General features: G+C 65.4%; 11 protein-coding genes. 4 read left to right on the top strand and 7 right to left on the bottom strand.

Features of this window, described 5'->3' with window-relative positions:
- Positions 1 to 42 precede the first annotated feature (42 nt).
- The gene (locus A0J57_RS11965; protein ID WP_044661124.1) at positions 43 to 1,587 is read right to left on the bottom strand and encodes a tryptophan halogenase family protein; all 1,545 of its coding nucleotides are present in this window, start codon (positions 1,585 to 1,587) and stop codon (positions 43 to 45) included.
- 83 nt (positions 1,588 to 1,670) lie between these two features.
- Positions 1,671 to 4,559, bottom strand: a complete 2,889-nt coding sequence (locus A0J57_RS11960) for a TonB-dependent receptor (protein WP_061935938.1) — start codon at positions 4,557 to 4,559, stop codon at positions 1,671 to 1,673.
- A gap of 234 nt (positions 4,560 to 4,793) precedes the next feature.
- Between A0J57_RS11960 and A0J57_RS11955 the strand changes: the two genes are divergently transcribed.
- The 4 genes from A0J57_RS11955 to A0J57_RS11940 all read left to right on the top strand — a co-directional run bounded on the left by A0J57_RS11955 (position 4,794) and on the right by A0J57_RS11940 (position 9,758).
- The gene (locus A0J57_RS11955) at positions 4,794 to 5,537 is read left to right on the top strand and encodes a SapC family protein (RefSeq protein WP_235600855.1); all 744 of its coding nucleotides are present in this window, start codon (positions 4,794 to 4,796) and stop codon (positions 5,535 to 5,537) included.
- Between the two features lie 2 nt (positions 5,538 to 5,539).
- Positions 5,540 to 6,559 carry a cupin-like domain-containing protein gene (locus A0J57_RS11950; protein WP_061935935.1) on the top strand — a complete coding sequence of 340 codons (1,020 nt, stop codon included), beginning with the start codon at positions 5,540 to 5,542 and terminating at the stop codon, positions 6,557 to 6,559.
- Positions 6,560 to 6,621: 62 nt separating this feature from the next.
- The gene (locus A0J57_RS11945) at positions 6,622 to 7,683 is read left to right on the top strand and encodes an alpha/beta hydrolase family protein (protein ID WP_025551694.1); all 1,062 of its coding nucleotides are present in this window, start codon (positions 6,622 to 6,624) and stop codon (positions 7,681 to 7,683) included.
- 113 nt (positions 7,684 to 7,796) lie between these two features.
- The gene (locus A0J57_RS11940; RefSeq protein ID WP_061935932.1) at positions 7,797 to 9,758 is read left to right on the top strand and encodes a sialate O-acetylesterase; all 1,962 of its coding nucleotides are present in this window, start codon (positions 7,797 to 7,799) and stop codon (positions 9,756 to 9,758) included.
- A gap of 15 nt (positions 9,759 to 9,773) precedes the next feature.
- On the opposite strand, the gene A0J57_RS11935 is transcribed toward A0J57_RS11940, so the two are convergent.
- From A0J57_RS11935 to A0J57_RS11915, 5 genes are all read right to left on the bottom strand, one after another.
- On the bottom strand, positions 9,774 to 11,681 hold the full coding sequence (locus A0J57_RS11935) for an NPCBM/NEW2 domain-containing protein (RefSeq protein WP_061935929.1): 1,908 nt from the start codon (positions 11,679 to 11,681) through the stop codon (positions 9,774 to 9,776).
- Positions 11,678 to 14,011: a glycoside hydrolase N-terminal domain-containing protein gene (locus A0J57_RS11930; protein ID WP_061935927.1), complete on the bottom strand. Its 2,334-nt coding sequence runs from the start codon at positions 14,009 to 14,011 to the stop codon at positions 11,678 to 11,680. The genes A0J57_RS11935 and A0J57_RS11930 overlap by 4 nt, the downstream gene beginning before the upstream one ends.
- Complete coding sequence (locus A0J57_RS11925; RefSeq protein ID WP_061935924.1) at positions 14,008 to 15,567, bottom strand: glycoside hydrolase 43 family protein; 1,560 nt, start codon at positions 15,565 to 15,567, stop codon at positions 14,008 to 14,010. The genes A0J57_RS11930 and A0J57_RS11925 overlap by 4 nt, the downstream gene beginning before the upstream one ends.
- Positions 15,568 to 15,578: 11 nt before the next feature.
- Positions 15,579 to 17,198 (bottom strand): glycoside hydrolase family 43 protein, encoded by a 1,620-nt coding sequence (locus tag A0J57_RS11920; RefSeq protein WP_061936188.1) that lies wholly within the window; start codon positions 17,196 to 17,198, stop codon positions 15,579 to 15,581.
- Positions 17,199 to 17,345: 147 nt separating this feature from the next.
- On the bottom strand, positions 17,346 to 18,338 hold the full coding sequence (locus A0J57_RS11915; protein ID WP_061935920.1) for a glycoside hydrolase family 43 protein: 993 nt from the start codon (positions 18,336 to 18,338) through the stop codon (positions 17,346 to 17,348).
- Between the last annotated feature and the right edge of the window lie 3 nt (positions 18,339 to 18,341).

The following is an 18,341-nucleotide window of genomic DNA, read 5'->3' as shown; positions in this document are numbered from 1 at the left end:
CCATTTTGCGAAGGCAATCTTGTACGACAAATTATATGGCCGTCAGACCGGTTGCAGTCCATGGGCCACGATCTTGTCGATCAGGTCGCGATGGCGCGGCAGGCCGGCGCGCAGCTTCGCCGTCATGGCGGTATTTTCCCGCCGGGCGCGGTCCGCCAGATGGGCGTCGCGCGCCAGGGCGGGCCGGTCGACCTCTGTCCGGAATCCCATGCCGTAGAGCACATATTGGTAGCTCGCCGCCGGGAAGACCTCCTCCACCCGGTCGAACTCGTCGAGGAACCAGGGCGATTGGTAACGCCAGAGCAGCATCAGTTCCTTCAGACGATCGGGAATGGTCTCCTCCCGGACATTGTCGCGCCAGAAATCGCTGTCGGTGCGCTTCGTCAGCACATAATGCAGCTTCAGGAAATCGATGATCCGCCCCCAGCGATAATGGGTCGTGGCGTTGAAGCGCGAAGCGATGATGTCCATCACCTCGCGGCAGGCGGGCATCTGCTCGGCGATGATCTTGGCCGACAGTTCGATGAGGACGATGGCCGACGCCTCCAGCGGTTCGAGGAAGCCCGCAGCCAGGCCCACGGCGACGCAATTGCCCTTCCAGAAGGTTTCGCGATGGCCCGAACGGATTGCGATTTTCCGCGCGCCCAGCCCTTCGGCCAGCGGACCGATATAGGCGCGCAGTTCCCGTTCCGCCTCTTCGTCGGAAATATGGTTGCTGGAATAGACATGGCCGATGCCGCGCCGGGTCGGCAGGCCGATGTCCCAGATCCAGCCCGCGCTCTGCGCGGTGGAGATGGTGTGCGACGCCATCGGGCTGTCGGGCCGCTCATAGGGCACCTGCATGGCGAGCGCGGTGTCGCAGAACAGCACGTCGTTGCAGTCCCTGAACGGCACCTTCATCGCGCCTTCGATCAGCAGCGCCTTGAATCCGGTGCAGTCGACGAACAGGTCGCCCTCGATCTCGCCGGCCTGGGTGGTGCGGATGGCGCGTATGTCGCCATCCTCCTTCATCAGCACCTGTTCCACATCGGCCAGGACATGACGCACGCCCAGCTTTTCGCAGCAATGGCGTTGCAGGAAGGGCGCGAACTTGCCCGCGTCCAGATGATAGGCATAGTTGGCCAGCGCGTCATATTCGGCGGTCGCGATGGTCTTGGGCGCCAGGCCGTCGTCGCAGATGCGGCCCTGCGAACAGACGCTGTCGCAGAAACTTTCATCCCCCTCGCTCGCCAGCCAATGGGGGGCAAGGTTCACCTGCCCGAAATTCTGGGGCAGCATCAGGGGGTGGTAATAGCCGTCGTCAGGCGTTCCCGTCGTCCAGCGGGCGAAGCGCGCCCCTTGCTTGAAGGCGGCGTCGCATTCGCGGAACAGGTCGGTTTCGGAAATGCCCATGCGCGACAGGGTGGTGCGCAGCGTCGGCCATGTCCCTTCGCCCACGCCGATGATCGGCGTGTTGGGGGATTCGACCAGCGTCACGGTGAAGCCGTTGCCGATGCGGCTGCGATGGCGGGCGGCGATCACGCCGGCGGTCAGCCATCCGGCGGTCCCGCCGCCGACGATCACGATGTTGCGGACGGGATGAACCATGGCGACAGCCTTGATAGGGAAAGCGGGAAGGAACGCCAAAAAGGGAGGGGATGTCAACCGACATCCCCCCAGGGCGAGACAGGTTAGAAGCGGTAACGAACGCCTGCGGTGTACCGCCGGCCATAGGCATAGACGTCAAGCAACTGGTTGCTGAACCGGCCATGGGTGCTGACCGTTTCGTTGGTGAGGTTCAGCGCCTCGCCGAAGATGGTCAGTTGCTTCGTGATGTCGAAGCTGGTGCTGAGGTCGACCTGCAACGCCTCGTTCACGAAGGTCGGTTCGGCGCCGAAGGCCGAATTGTTCTGCGCCTGGCCGAAGGCCTGCAGATATTTGTCGCGCCAGTTGACGGCGGCACGGATCTGGAAGCCGTTCTTGTCGTAGAAGCCGACGAAGTTCGCGCTGTTGGCAAGGCCGGTCACCGCGAAACCGCTCTGCGACAGGTCGGTCCTGTCATAGGGCTTGTTCGTATCGACGAAGGTGGCGTTGGCATTGAAGCCGAAGCCGCTGTCGCCGAAGACATGCTGCCATGCCAGTTCCACGCCCTTGATCGTGGCGGACGGGCCGTTGACCCGCTGCGACACGGTGAAGACGGCCGGCTGGCCCGTCGTCGGATCGACCACGCCGTTGATGGTCTGGCGCTGCGTGCCGGCAACGATGAAGTTCGACACATCCTTGATGAAGAAGTTCACCGCCGCATAGGAGTTGCGCTGATAATACCATTCCGCCGCGAAGTCGAAATTGTCCGCGAGGAAAGGCTGCAATCTTGGATTGCCCCCGGTCGCGGTCAGCGCGCCGACGCGCTGGCCCACACCGACGTTCAGAACGGGCGTCAGAGTGTTGAGCGAAGGACGGGTCAATGTCCGCGATGCGTCGAAGCGGAGGTGGAAGTTGTCCGTGACCTCCAGCTTCATATCCAGACTGGGAAGCAGATAGGAATAGCTGCTCTTCGTCGAGATCGGCTGACTTTCGGAGAAGGTGACGTTGAGGAGCGTCGGGTCGGCGGCGCTGCCCGTAAGGGCAATGGGCAGGCGACCGACGCCGCTGGACGTCAGGTTGGTGATCTCCTCGCGAACCCCCGCATTGAAGCGGAAGGGCATCCCCGCAATCTCATGTTCGAAATTCACGCTGACATAGGCGGACCAGGTTCGTTCCTTGATGTCCTGGACGCTGCCGGGATCGAGCGCGAGGTCGAAGGCTCCCGTGAAATTCGGCCCGACCGTGGGATCGGCATAGTTGAAGCCCGGGATGTTCGTCGTCTGCGGATTGCCCAACCCTTCCAGATATTCCTGATAGGCGCGCGGGTCATAGGCCAGCAGTTCCGGCGGCAGATTGCCGGAGAAGCCCGGAATCCAGTTGTTCAGGCTGATCGGACGGCCATAAAGGCTGGTCGGGATCGGCACGCCCGTATTCCGGCCCGAAGGTGTGCCGTAGCCCGCATAGGCCTGCCAGAAATTATTGGCGAAGGTGTTGCGGTTCTCCAGCCGGAAGCGGTCCTCCATATAGCGGCCGCCGAACTTCACGCGGAAGCTGTCGTCCTCCCAGGTGCCGCCGAGGCGGAATTGCTTGATCTCATCGGAGTTCTTCTGGACCGACCGCACGGTGACGTGCGAACCGATGATGGTGGGATCGCTCCAGCGCGACTGATCGCCGGCCGGGCCATAGGTCGTCAGTTCGGGGAAGCTGTTCTTGCTGTCGCCGGTCACGCGGACGCCCAGCGCCGTGCCGAGCAGGCCGCCATAGCCGATGTCGCCATTCTCGCTGCCGATCCGGTTTCCGGGGTTCTGCCGGCTCTTGGCGTAGGAGGCGTCCGCTTCGAACTTCAGATTGTCGGTCGCATCCCATTTCAGGTTGACGCCGACCTGATTGGTTTCCAGCAGACGGCTGTCGCGGCCGGCCGTGAAGTCGGTCGGCGTGCCCGCCTGGATGAAATTGATCGTCGTGCCGTTCTCGTCCTGCTCCACATTGCGCAGGTCGCCCTGGTTGAACCACATGCCGAAACCGGAAATGTCGGTCACGATCTTCTGGCGCGAATAATTGTCGTCGATGGTCAGCAGCACGTTGTCCGAAGGCTGCCACTGGAAGGCGATGCGGCCGTCGATGCGTTCATCCTTGGTATAGCGCTGGTCGGCGCCATATTGCTGCTGATACCAGCCGACGACATTCTGCCGGTTGGTCGGGGTCGCCCAGGCGGCGGATTCAGGATTCGACGTCGGGGAACAGCTTGCGGCGGTGCTGCCTGCAAGCTGGCACGGCGCGAACCGGCCGCCCTGCCAACCCGAAACATAGACGCGGTTCACCTGGGTATCGCGACGGGTATAGACCGCGTCGACAAGGATGCCCATTGTGTCGTCGGCAAAGGTGGTGCTGAACAGGCCGCCGATCGTCGGCACGATCTTGCCGGCATCGTCCTGGACCGATCCGGCTGCGCTCATCGCGACGCGGGTGCCGGGGTGATCGAAGGGCTTGGGGTAGGAGATATTGACGGTCGCGCCGATCGAACTGCTCGACAAGGAAACGTCGGGCGTCTTGAGGACTGCCAGCTGGCCCACGAAGTCCGATCCGACGGTGGTGAAGTCGACCGATCGTCCACCGGTCGCCGTCGAAATCCTGCGACCGTCGATCAGCGTTTCGTTGAAGTCTCCGGCGAAACCGCGAACGGTGATGCCGTCCGGCTCGCCACGCGAACCGGCGCGATTGATCGATACGCCCGGCAGGCGCTGGAGCGACGCCGCGACGTTCGAATCCGGGAACTTGCCGATGTCTTCCGCAGAAATGACGTCGACGACGCCGGAAGAATCGCGCTTGATGTCGAGATTGCGCTGCAATGAGCCGCGAATACCGGTGACGATGATGTCGGCATCGCTGGCCGGCGCGGCGTCCTGGGCCGTGGCCGGAACGGCGATGGCCAGGACCAGCAGGCTTGCCGTCGCCGCAAGCGCGGCACGGCCGCGCGCCGGTTCGGCCTTGGTCATTCTATACGTCATGATCCTCCCCTTGTTCAGACAATATCTCGCCCGAACGCCGCGGCACTATTGCTGCGGCGATCATGTTTTCTTGATCAGGGTGATTTGTTCCGCTTTTCTAAGCGGATTTGATCATCCTCACCCAGGTCTTCTTTTTTTCTGCTGAAAATGGTAGCGCTATCTAAACGCGCGATCAAGCGGAATTGTAGGCGTAATCATTATCCGCCAGGATGCAGCCTCCGCATGGGGAAAAAGCCGGCCGAAGCGGCAAGCCGAGCGGCCGTCAATAAGGTGGGAGAGGATATGGAAGAGGTGGAACTGCTGAACAGCGAACTGCACGCAACCTTGCGGATGCGGCCCGCGAACGAGGGACGCGATCCCTTCGTCCGCATCGTGGTCGGCGAATTTGCGGCTGCGGCCGCTGCCTGTCCCCTGTTGTTTTCCAAACATGCGGAGACCGGCGCTTTCTATCCCGGGGCGCTGATGGGCTTTAAAAGAGGGGAATGCCTGATCGATTCGCCCGACCGCCGACCGGCCTTCCGGCCGCTGGAGGCAGATCGCGAGGGCTTCTTCGCTCTGGGGGAGAGCATCGCCTTCGATCCCGGCCATGACCGTTTTGCCGGGCGGGAGGGCGAATCGCTGTTCGATGCGCAGGGCGCGCCCACGGCATCGCTGAAGGCCGTGCAGAATGCCTTGGGCCGCCTGATGGCAGGGGCCGCGGATACCGATGCCTTCATCGCGGAGATGCTGGCCCATCGCCTGATCGAGCCGATCGACATCTCTCTCAACTTCGATGATGGGGAAAGGCTGCGACTCGACGGGCTCTACACGATCAGCCTGGATGCGCTTGGCGATCTGGACGATGCGACGGTGCTCAAGCTGTTCCGTGCGGGGCATATGCAAAGCGCCTATGCCATGATCGGCTCGCTCCGGCACATCGCGCTGATGGCGCGCCGCCGCAATGAACGGCTGGCGGTGCCGGCCTGAACATGGGCGACGCCAGCCCCGTGATCGAGGCGTTCGCGGCGGCCGATATGACGGCGGCTGACGATCTGCGCGCATTCGCCGCCCTGTGCCGACCCGCGGTGATCCGCGGGCGGTTCAACGACTGGCCGGCAGTGGCGGCCGGCGGGCAGGGCGGGACGGCGGCGCTGCACTATGTCGCCCGATTCGCCGCCAGTTCGAGCGCCGAATATTTTACCGCGGGCGCCGAGCTTGGCGGACGTTATCATTATGGCGACGGCCCCGGCGGCTTCAACTTCACGCGGGAAACGGCCAGTATCGGCGATGCGCTGGGCCGGATCGCCGCCAATGCCGAAAGCGGGAGCGAAACCGCCTATCTGGGATCGCTGCCCGCCGATTCCCATTTTCCCGGTTTCGCCGAGGAGAATCCCTGCAATCTGGTGGGCGCTGGCGTTCATCCGCGCCTCTGGATCGGCAACCGGTCGACGGTCGCCTGTCATTATGACAGTTACGACAATCTCGCCTGCGTGGTGGCGGGACGGCGGCGCTTCACCCTTTATCCGCCGGACGCCATCGGGGATCTTTATGTCGGACCGGTGGACCATACCCTGTCCGGCCAGCCCGTTTCCATGGCGGCGGGCGCACCCGATGGAGCGGCGACCTATCCCCGTTTCGCGGCCGCGCGGGCAAGGGCCCTCGTCGTCGATCTCGCTCCGGGCGACGCGCTCTATCTGCCCAAGCTCTGGTGGCATCAGGTAGAGGCGCTCGACGACGTCAACATCCTCGTGAATTATTGGTGGGACGGGTTCGCGGCGGGCCCCGATTCGCCCTATGCGGCGATGCTGCTGGCGATGATCGCCCTGGCCGAGCGGCCCGAGCGTGAGCGCGCCGCGTGGCGCGCCTATTTCGATCATTACGTCTTCCGGCCGAACGGCCATCCGCTGGCGCATCTGCCGGAGGAGCGGCATGGCGTCCTGGGGCCGCTGGCGAAGGGCAATTATGGCCGCATCCGGACATTGGTCATGCGGATGCTGCGGGGCGCCTGAGCCTGGAAGACAGGAGCTTGAAGACAAATGACACGCGATGGAAAGGGGATGATGTGAAGAAGATGATCATGGCCGCGATGGTCGGATCGGCATTGGCGATGAGCGCCGCGCCCGGCGGGACGCAGGTGGCGACGGGCGGACCGCCGGCGGTGGCAGGCGCGAAGGCCGTGACCGTGGAGCGGATCAAGGTGCATGCGCCGTCCATCGAAGGCAATCTGGAGGGGGAGGCGGCCGACCGCGACGTCCTGGTCCTGTTGCCGCCCAGCTATGGCCGCGAACCGGGCCGGCGCTATCCCGTCATCTATGCGCTGCACGGTTATTCCATCGGGGCGGAACAATGGACGAAGGAAATCCATGTCCCGACGACTGTGCAGAATGCCTTTGCGAAGGGCTCGCGGGAGATGATCCTGGTGCTGCCCGATTCGAAGACTGTCCATAATGGGTCGATGTATTCGGGATCGATGACGACGGGAGACTTCGAAACCTTCATAGCGCGTGATCTGGTCCACTATATCGACACCCATTACCGCACCATCCCCCGCCGCGAAAGTCGCGGCCTGGCGGGGCACAGCATGGGCGGTTACGGCACCAGCCGCATCGGCATGAAGCATGCCGACATGTTCGGCGCCCTTTACATGATGAGCCCCTGTTGCCTGTCCCCGCGCAGCGCCGGGCAGATGGACGCGGCAGCGTTGAAGGCGCTGGAGGCGGTGAAGACTCCTGCCGATTCGGCTGCCTTGCCTTTCTTCCTCAGGGCGCAGCTTGCGACCGCCGCGGCCTGGTCCCCCAATCCCGGGAACCCGCCGCTCTATCTGGACCTGCCGGTCAAGGACGGCCAGGTGCAGCCGCAGGTTCTCGCCCGCTGGGCGGCCAATGCGCCCCTGGCCTTTGTCGACCAATATATCGGCAATCTGCGCCGCTACAGGGCGATTGCCATCGATGTGGGCGACAAGGACGGGCTGAAGGACGACGCACGGGCGCTTCACGAAGCACTCGACCGCTATGGCATCGCCAACAGCTTCGAAATCTACGACGGCGATCATACGAACCGGGTCGCATGGCGCTTTCAGGACAAGCTGATCCCGTTCTTCGCCAGCCATCTCGATTTCGGAACGGCGAAATAGGCGCCTTTCGGTGGTAGCGATAACAAATCCGGTTGCCGCCGGAGGAAAATGGATTATCCCTGCGCGTGACGGCCCGGGACAGGGCCGACAGGACAGGGAGGAGCGAACGGCCTATGTTTTCCCGCAACATCATCTGGCACTTGGGTTTGACCGTCAGTCTGGTCGCGCTGAGCGCGGCTCCGGCGTTGGCCGCGCCGCGCTTCGACCCCATGTTCGGCGATCATGCCGTCATCCAGCGCGATCATCCGGTGACGGTGACAGGCAGGGCCGATCCCGGCGAAGCCGTCTCGGTCACGCTGGCGGGTGAGGTCCGGCAGGTCCGCGCCGACGGCGAAGGCCGTTTCGCGGCGCAGTTCGGCCCGCTCGCCACCGCAGGAGCGGTGACGCTGGAGGCCCGCGCTCCCTCGGGCAGCGCGGTCGCGCAGGATGTCGCGGTGGGCGATGTCTTCCTCTGTTCGGGCCAGTCGAACATGGAGCTGGAGGTCCGCAATGCGCAGGATGCGGTGGGCCAGATCCGCGCTTCGGCCGATGACCGATTGCGCCTGATGCTGGTGCCGCGCGCTGTGGCGGACGATCCGTTGCGCGACTTCCGGCAGGCGCCGTCCTGGCGCCCGGCCGGACCGGACAGTGTGGCCGATTTCTCAGCCGCCTGCTATTATATGGCGCGGGAATTGCGGAAGACGGCCGGCGTGCCGATCGGCGCCATCGCCAGCAGTTGGGGCGGATCGCGGATCAGCCCGTGGATGGGCGCGCGGGCGCAGGCGGCGGTCGGACAGGCGGCGCAATCGGCGCTCGTATCGCTGCATGGGCGCGATCCCTTTGCGGCGGAGCGGGCGGCCAGCGCCGAATGGGAAAAATGGTGGCGCAAGGAAACCGGGGATGCCGCCGGCAAGGAACCCTGGCAGCCGGACAGCAGCATCGTATGGCAGGACGTGCCCGGCATAGGCCCTTGGGAACAATGGGGCGTTCCCGCGCTGGCCGACTATAATGGCATGGTCTGGTTCCGCAGGGAGATCGAACTGACGGCGGCGCAGGCGAAGCAGGCGGCCACCCTCTCCCTCGGACTGCTGGACGATGTCGGCCGGGTGTGGATCAATGGCAAGCCGGTGGCGATGAGCGCCCGAAGCTGGCAGCCGAGCATGTTCGACGTGCCCCCCGGCGTGCTGAAGCCGGGACGCAATGTGCTGATCGTCAATGTGCAGGACAACTATGCCAATGGCGGCTTGTCCGGCCCGGCGGACGTCATGAAACTGGGGCTTGGGCAGGGGCAGGGCGGGGACCTGCCGCTGGGCGACGGCTGGCGCTATGCGGTGCCGGCCAGGTCGCCGGCGGGCGCGCCGCGCGTGCCGTGGGGCGACACGACCGGTTCGGGCACGCTCTACAACGGCATGATCGCGCCGCTGGGGTCGATAGGGTTGAAAGGCGTCGCCTGGTATCAGGGCGAATCGGACGTCGACCTGCCCGGCTATGCCGACCGCATGAAGGCGATGATGGAGGATTGGCGGCGGCAGTTCGGTTCGCCCGACCTCGCTTTCGTCGCGGTCCAGCTTGCCGCTTACGGCGCGCCGGTGACGCAGCCGGGGGAAAGCGGCTGGGCGGCGATGCGCCAGGTGCAATATCAGGCGATGGCGCGGGATGCGCATGGCGGCCTCGCCACGGCCATCGACCTGGGCGACCCGTTCGACATCCATCCGGGCGAAAAGCAGGAGGTCGGCCGCCGCCTGGCACGGGCGATGCGCTCCGTCGCCTATGGCGATCCGGTGTCGCGCACCGGCCCGCAGGCGGCGCGGGCGGTGGCGACGACGGACGGCGGCGCGGCGGTCGAGTTCACCGGGCTGACCGGCGGGCTGCATATGCGCAGCGCGAGTCAGGCCATCGGCTTCGAACTGTGCGGAGCAGCGGCCGGAAGCTGCCGTTTCGTACCCGGCCGGGTGGAAGGCACGCGCATCGTGCTGGCGGGCGATGGCCTGCCGGCGACGCGCGTGCGCTATGCCTGGGCGGAATCGCCGGTCGTCAACCTCTATGACGAAGCGCCGCTGCCGGTCGGATCGTTCGAACTGCCGATCACGCGGTAACGGATGGAGGGGGGATCAGCGCAGCAACGCTGCGTCCCCCCAGCTCACCGGAACGGCATTGCCCTTCGCGCCGTCGGCGCGGGCGACCAGTTCCAGCAGCTTGATCCCCTTCACATCCGCGGCGATCGCCTGAGCCGGCGCGCCCCGGCGCATCGGCGGCGTGCTGGCGAGCGGCTTGCCGTCGCCATAGAGGAAGAAGCGCACCGCCTGATCCCCGTCGAGCGCGCTGTCGTCCACACCGACTTGCGCCGCAAAGCGGGCGAAGCCGGCGTTGCGCACTTCAAGCCGGCTGTTGGCCCGAATGCCTATGCCCGAGCCATAGGTTCTGCCCGCGATGACCAGCGGCTGGTTATAGGGGGTGAAGTCCGCCATCGCGCCGCCCCAGCCGGCATACATCGGCCGCTCCCCGATCCCGCGCGTGCCGCGCCAGTTGGGGATCGAGCGATAGATGGTGGGATCGGGTTCGGGCTGCACCACGCCGTCCGCCGCCGGATTCACCATGCCGGGCTGTTCGGACAGGTAGAGGCCGCCGGCCAGCGTCCGGTCGCCCCTTGCGCGGAACACGACCGTTTCGCGGGGAGCGACGCGCAGCTTCATGTCATGCGTGAAGCTGCTCTTCTCCCCCGTCCAGAGATTGGCGAGCACGATCGGGCGGTCGGCGCGGAACTTCAGGTGATCGGCGGTCAGGATCGCGTCCACCGGCGCAAGGCCGCGATTGAAGAGGGCGACCGCCTTGTCCCCGTTGGCCAGCGTCTTGACGAGGATCTGGAAGCCGTCCGCGTCGAAAGCCATGACCGCCTGATTGCCGGCCGGGTCCTGGTTGAGCGCGATGATGTCGGCATTGCCGAAAATGTCGATCAGCGGCTGCGGCGTGACGCGCAGGTCCGCGCCGATGAGCAGCGGCGCGTTCATCATCGCCCATAGCGAGAAATGCGACTTCGCCTCGATCAGGTGGTTCGTGTCGAAATCACCCTTGCCGATGAAGAGCATGTCGGGATCGTTCCAGCTTCCCGGATGCGCGTATAGGGCACGGCGGGCGGCGCTGTCGTAATTGGTGAGCATTCGTCCCCAGTCCGGCGAAATGTCGTCGCTGGTGCGCGAGATGTTGCCGACATCCTTGCCCCAGCTCCGGACATTGGCGCTGCCCCAGATGCAGAGCGAAAGCATATAGTCGCCATCGGGATTATATCGGGCGAGCGACTGGTTGATGTCGGCGAACAGCGCCTTGACCGCCGGGATGTTCGACCGGCTGATGCTGTGCTGGTCGATCAGCGGCGCCAGGGCGCGATATTGCCCGCTCTTCACCCGCTCGGCGTCGGCGGCGTAGGCGCGGATGCCGCAGCCGTCGACCTTGATCGCGTCGAAGCCCCAGTCGGCGAAGAAGAGGCGGATATCCTGGTCCGTATGCCCGTAAAGGCCGACTTCGCGTTCTGCGACGCTGCCCTCGGGAAGCTGCTCGCTGCCATCGGCATAGGCTTGCGAGCAGATATTGCGGCCGAGGTCGGAATAGATGCCGGCCTTGAACCCCATGGCGTGCAGCCTGTCGGTCAGCGGGCGGAAGCTGGGATCGCCCTTGACCCGCGCGGAGGGGAATTTGTCGGTGCGGATCATCAGCTTGCCGTCGCTCACCCGGCGCCTGATCCACCAGCCATCGTCGATGTTGATGTAACGATAGCCCTTCTGCGCGAGGCCGGTGTCGCGGATACGCTCAGCCGAGCCCATCAGCTTTTCCTCGTCCACATGGGTGAAGAAGGCGTTCCAGCTGTTCCAACCCATGGGCGGCACCTGCGCGCTGCCCGCCCGATAGGCGGACCAGCGGCCGGTGGGGGCGAGCGGGTCAGCGGTCTGCACCGGCGACTGCGCGGAAAGCGCGGTGCCGGCGCACAGCGCCACGGTCGGCAGGAGGAAACGGCGCAGGGTCATGCAAAATCCTTGAGCGTCAATGTGACCGGCAGGCCGGCCTTGAAGGTGAGGGGGCGGCTCTTCGTCCCGAGGCGGATGGTGCGATGCCCGCTGAGTTCGGGGCGCATGATGGCCCGGTCCAGCCGCCCATCGCGCCAGTGGAGATCGATGCCGCAGCGGCCCCGCGCCCGCAGGCCGGTGACGCCGCCGGTGGGCCAGGCCGCGGGCAGCGCGGGCAGCAGGTCGATGACGTCGCCATGGCTGCCCATCAGCATTTCGACGATCCCAGCCGCGCCGCCGAAATTGCCATCGATCTGGAATGGCGGGTGGGCGTCGAACATATTGGGATAGGTGCGCTCCGACCCCAGCAGGAAGCGCAATATCTCATGCGCATGATCGCCCTCGCGTAGGCGCGCCCAGAGGTTGATGCGCCAGGCGGTCGCCCAGCCGGTCGCGCGGTCGCCGCGGATTTCCAGCGTCCGGCGCGCGGCGGCGGCGAGCGCGGGGGTGCCGTCCGGCGTGATCTGGCGCGAGGGGTGCAGGCCGTAAAGATGAGAGACGTGGCGGTGATTCTGTTCGGGCGCGTCGGCGTCCCAATCCTGCTGCCACTCCTGGAGCTGGCCCCGCCGCCCGATCCTGTAGGGGGCGAGCCCGTCGTGCGCGGCCTGCATTTCGCTGACAAGGGCGGCGTCCTGGCCGAGGATCTTCGCGGCCTCCATCGTCCGGGAGAAGAGGTCGCGCAGGATCGCCATGTCCATCGTCGGCCCGGCGCAGACGGTGCCGCCATGGCCGTGCGGGTTTTCGGGGCTCATCGACGGATTGGTGACGAGGAAGCCGGTCGCCGGATCGCGCTGGAGCGTGTCGAGGAAGAAGCGCGCCGCGCCCGTCAGCAGCGGGTAAATGGACGCAAGATAGGCGCGATCGCGGCCATAGTCATAATGATCCCACAAATGGATGCATAGCCACGCCCCGCCGGTCGGCCACAGGCCGAACTGCGCGCCGTCGATCGGCGCGGTGGCGCGCCAGAGGTCCGTATTGTGATGCGCCACCCAGCCGCGCGCGCCATACATGGTCCGGGCGGTGCGCGCGCCCGTGACGGCGAGTTCGCGCACCATCTCCACCAGCGGCTCGACACATTCGCCGAGCGCGACCGGCTCGGCTGGCCAGTAATTCATCTCGGTATTGATGTTGATCGTATATTTGGAGCCCCAGGGAGGATTGAGGCTGTCGTTCCAGAGCCCCTGCAGGTTTGCGGGCTGACCGCCGGGGCGCGACGAACAGATCAGCAGGTAGCGGGCATAGTGGAAATAGAGCGCGGCGAGCGCGGGATCGTCGCTGGTCTGCGATGCGGCGATGCGCTGGTCGGTCGGAAGCTGGGCGGCCGGCGACGTGCCAAGGTCCAGGCTGACGCGGCGGAACAGCCGCCGGTGCGCGGCGGCGGCATCCGCGGCGATGGTCGCGAAGGGGCGGTCTTGCGCACGACCAAGCGTCGCGGCGGTGCCGGCGACGGGATCGCCGCCGACATCGTCGAACCGCCTGAAGCTGGTCGCCATGGCGAGGAACAGAGTGACCGACTTCGCGCCCCGGATGCTGAGGCGGCCGTCTGCGCCGTGGGTGGCGCTGCCGCCCTCCACGCGGGCGGTCAGACGGGCGGCGAAGCGGAGCTTGCCCTCCATCCCCTTGGACGCGCCGTTGCGGCCGGTGAGCAGCAGGCCGGTGGCGCCGTCCGCAGCGACCTGAACGCCGCTCTGGGAGGAGCGGAGGGAAATATCGACGTCGAGCCTGCCGGTCGAGGAGAGGCGGACGGCAATCAGTTTGTCGGCGGGGGAGGCGACCACCTGACGGACATGGGCGGCGGCGCCGGCGGTGAAGCGGGTGGTCGCCATCGCGCTGTCCAGATCGAGTTCGCGGTGATAGGCGGCCGCCTGCCCGACGCCCGGAAAATCGAGGATCAGGTCGCCCAGCGTCTGATAGGGCATTTGCGCCAGCGGCTTTGCCATCAGCGTCTTGTTGGCCAGCGCTTCGGCCTCCGCGATCCTGCCCGCGAAAATGAGTTCGCGCACCTGGGGCAGGTTCGCCTTCGCCTCCGGATTGACCGGATCATAGGGCTGGCCGGCCCAGAGCGTGCCTTCGTTGAGTTGCAGCCTTTCCTGCGCCACCCCGCCGAACACCATCGCGCCAAGGCGTCCGTTCCCGATCGGGAGCGCTTCCGTCCACGTCGCGGCGGGCTGCCGATACCAGAGCGTCAGCGGATGCGGCGCTGCGGGTGCGGCGTCTGCCGGCCGGGCGGCGGCGAGCGCGGCGGTGCCGGCGGCCATCGCCATCATGGTTTCACGGCGGCTGAGGCTCATGGACGCACGCCCTGCGGAAGCGGCATGAGGGTGAAGCTGTCGACATCGAGATAGCCGCCGGCCGGCGCGGGATTGTAGCAGGAAAGCGCGATCTGCTGCCCCTGGAAGGTGCCGGTGCGCCAGTCGAAGGCGAGCGGGAAGCTGCCGCCCACCTCCGCCCATTTCCGGTTGTCGAGGCTGTAGGCGACACGGCCCAGCTTCGCGTCGAAATCCATGTCGGCGCGCAGCCAGAGCGTGCGGCCGGCAATGGACAGGGACGGGACGCGCACCTCTGTCTTCGGCCCGTCCATGGTGCTTTCGGTCAGCATCATGCGCAGCGCCTTCGCACCCCCTGCGCCGCCGACGACCGAGAGTTGGGCGCTATATTTGCCGAAGCTGCCAAGGCCGCAAATGTCGCCCGGCCTGATGCCCGTCGTGTCGAGCTTCGTCACGGCGCGCATCCTTGGCCCCTGCGCCTTCTGCGTCAGCGTGTTGCGCGCGGTCCAGATGCCGTCGGCCTGCGTGGCGTGGAGGCGGAGGAAGCCGGGGCGCTGCGTCAGCGACCATTTGCTGTCGTCAGGATTATGATTCCACTGCCATTGCAGCCCGAGCTTCGATGCGGAGAAATCGTCCGAGGCGGGCGGTTCGGCAAAGGCATGGCCCTTTATCGGCTTGGGCGATCGTTCGGGAACGTGATCGGGCCTGTCGGGCGTGCCCCACCAGGGCCAGTCGTCCTTCCAGAAGATCGGGCTGATGTTGGTCATGCGCCCGATCGCGCCGGCATCCACCATGACGAAGCCGTACCAGCTCCCGTCGGGCATATCCACGATCGCGCCCTGATGACCGCCGGTCCTGTCGTCGATCGATGGCTTGGTTTCCCACGGTCCCCACAGGCTGCGCGAGCGGGAGACGGTCATCGCCAGCTTGCCGGGAATGGCATTGAACAGATAGTACCAGCCATTGTGGCGGATGATCTTCGATCCTTCCGCGCCCTTGTTGTAATAGGTGACCTTCGCGGCGGTGACGGCGCTCAAATCCTTGTTGAGCGTCAACAGCGTAACCGTGCCGTCGCTGCCGATCGAGGTGCCGAGATAGGCCGTTCCGTCGGCATCGATGAACAGCGCGGGGTCGAAGGCTTCGCGGTCGATCTCCCGATAGGTCCACGGACCTTCGATCGTCGCCGATCGATAGATGCGCGTCCTGTGCCCGACCGGCGTGACCGCCAGATAGAACATGCCATTGTGGCGGCGCAGGCTGGCGGCATAGAAACCATGGCGATAGTCGCCGCCGTCCTTCAGGTCATAGCGCGGGTCGCCATCGAGCCGGTCGACCACATGGCTGACGATCCGCCAGTTCACCAGATCCTTCGAGTGAAGGATGGTGACGCCGGGGGAGTTTGCGAAGGTCGTGGAGACGAAATAGAAATCCTTGCCAACGCGGATGATGTCGGGATCGGGATAGTCGGCGAAGAGGACGGGATTGCGATATGTGCCGTCGCCCTGATCGGCGCGCCAGACCTGCGCGGGCGCGGCAAGGGAGAGGCTGGCGGCCAGCGCGACGGCGACGGGGCGGAGCATGGCGCGCTTCCTCATGGGGCGGGCGTGTAGTGATAGGGGCCGACGACCGTGCCCACGAAGCCCCCGGCCTTCCGGGTGCTGAGCAGCGTGGCGTCCACCCCCTTCTTCAGCGTCCGGGTCTTGCCGCCGGCGCCATAGTCGAACGCCATCGTCCCACCGGTCACGCGCATGGTCAGGGTCACGGGTCCGTTCGTGGCGACGGGGGCAGAGGCGACCAGCGTGTCGGCGTCGGCCGCATCGCGGGTGTAGAGCGCGACGACGGGCTGGCCGGCGATGCGGGTCAGGCCGAAGAAGAGGTTGCTGCGGTCGCTCTGCACGGCGGCCAGCCCGGCGCGGTCGCCGTCTTTGACCGGCGTGTAGCGCAGCGTGGTGGAGAAGGTGGCATTGGCATGCTGCTGCCGCCGCCCGATGAAGGCAGGGACGCCGTTCAGGTCCCCGATGGCCGCCCCGCTCTCCAGTTCCAGCGCGCCGTCCCTGATCCGGTAGAAGGGCTTGTGCGGGGTGCGAATGCCGATCCACTGCATGGGCAGGCGCGTGCCGTTGAAATCCTCGACATAGGAAAAGTCGCCGCTCGTCGGGATCGCCGGCCTGGGCTGCGGCGGAAGGTCGGGGCGCTTCGCTGCATGGGGGATCGCCTGACCGCGCGGCAGGATGATCGGCCAGCCGTCCTTCCATGTCACCGGCAGCAGGAAGGTTTCGCGGCCGATATTGTAATGGTCGTCGCCATCATAGGGACGCACGGCGAGGAAGGTCGCCCACCAGTCGCCCCTCTGCGTCTCCACCAGTTGGGCGTGACCGGCCGATCCGATGAAGTTCGACCGCGCGGGGTCAAGATCGCGCTGGGTGAGGATCGGGTTCCCCTCATAGGGCGTGTAGGGGCCGCGCAGATCCTTCGAACGGAACACGACCTGCGAATGGTTGACGCTGGTGCCGCCTTCGGCCGCGGTCAGATAATAATAGCCGTCCTTCCTGAAGATATGCGGCCCTTCGATCCAGACCGGCTTTTTGCTGATGTCGACGCCGCCGTTGATGAGTTGCGTGCTTTCCCCGACCATCTTGCCGGCGCGCCAGTCATATTCCTGAATCCAGATGGCGCGGTGCCCGTCATAGCGGGGCGGTTCGTTGGGCGCGCGGTTGTTGACGATATAGGCCTTGTCCCCCTCCCAGTAGATGGAGGGGTCGATCCCTTCGAACGGCAGCCATATGGGGTTTGACCAGGGACCGGCGGGGTCCTTCGCCGTGATGATGAAATTGCCCCTGCATTCGACGCAGGTGTTGACGATGTAGAAAGTGCCCTCGTGCCAGCTGATGGCCGGCGCGAATACGGCCTGCGAAATGCGGCGACCGTTGAAGTCGAGCTGCTCCGGCCGGTCGATCGCATTGCCGATCTGCGTCCAGTTGACGAGGTCTTTCGACCTGAAGATCGGCAGGCCCGGATAATGGGCGAAGGAGGAGTTGACGAGATAATAGTCGTCCCCCACGCGCATGACCGATGGATCGGGATAATAGCCGGTCAGGATCGGGTTGCGATATTCACCCGGCTTGACCGCGATCTTCTCGATCGACTTTCCTTCATAGGCAAAGCGATCGAACCGGGCGGGCGCCGCCTCGGCGGTGGCGGCGCCCAGCATGAGCAGGGAAAAGGACAGCAGCGCAGAAGGAAGGGGTAAAAGGCCTAAGGTCCGGTGCGTCACGATCAATCTCTCCTGGAAGTGCCGACCATCCCGTGCGGCTCGCTTATTGATAGCGCTACCAATCATATGTGTCGAGCGGGATGCTCAGTTCCGCGCAGGGCGCGCCGTTACTCCGGCCTCGGTCTGCACCACCGGTTTCAGGGTGCCGTCAGGATTATATTCCAGCCGCTCGACGGTGACGGCCCGCCGGCCGATGGCGCCGTTCAGATCGCCGATCGCAAGCGTGGCGTTGTGCAGGAAAATATACCAGTCGCCCTTAAATTCGGCGATGCCCGGATGGATGGTGAAGCTGTACTTGCCAGAGCCGGTGAGTTCGCCGCGATAGGTCCAGCGGCCGTCGAGGGACGTTGCGGTCGCATAGGATATGCGCTCGTCCCGATGCGTCGCCCTGTCGAGGGAGGCATAGGTCAGATAATAGAATCTGCCGCGCTTGTGCAGCCAGGGGCCTTCCTCGAAATGGGGCGGAGTGATCTCCCTGATGGGTCCGTCCAGCTCGATCATGTTGGACTTCAACTTCGCGATATAGGCCTGACGATTGCCCCAGGCGATCCAGCTCGTGCCATCGTCGTCCGTGAAGACTGTGGGATCGATGTCTTCCCAACTGTGAGTGCCCTTTGGCGTCATCTGGTTGGTGATCAGCGCGGAGCCCTTCGCATCGACGAACGGGCCGGTCGGCCTGTCCGAAACGGCGACGGCGATCGCCTTGCCCGGATGCGTGTTGTCATGCTCGACCGCGGCGTAGAACCAGTAGCGGCCGTTCTTTCGGATGGTCTGCGACGCCCATGCATCCTTCTTCGCCCATTTGAAGTCGGACACCTTCATGATCGGGCCATGATCGGTCCAGTGCCGCATGTCCGTGGTGGAATAGACCAGCCATTCCTTCATGTTGAACATCTCGTCCCGCTGCGCCTCGTCATGGCCGACATAGAGGTAGAGGCGGTCGCCATCGACCATCGGCGCGGGATCGGCGGTGAACTTGTCGCGGATGATGGGATTGGACCCCGGCGCCGCGTCCTGCGACAGGGCAGGCGCGGCAATGGCGGCAAGGGTGAGGAAGGGAAGCAGCGACCGGCGCATGGA

This window comes from Sphingobium sp. 22B (genome assembly GCF_001580035.1).
Classification (GTDB): Bacteria; Pseudomonadota; Alphaproteobacteria; order Sphingomonadales; family Sphingomonadaceae; genus Sphingobium; species Sphingobium fuliginis.
Note: the sequence above shows the minus strand (reverse complement) of the source record. Positions and strands in the feature narration are given on the sequence as shown.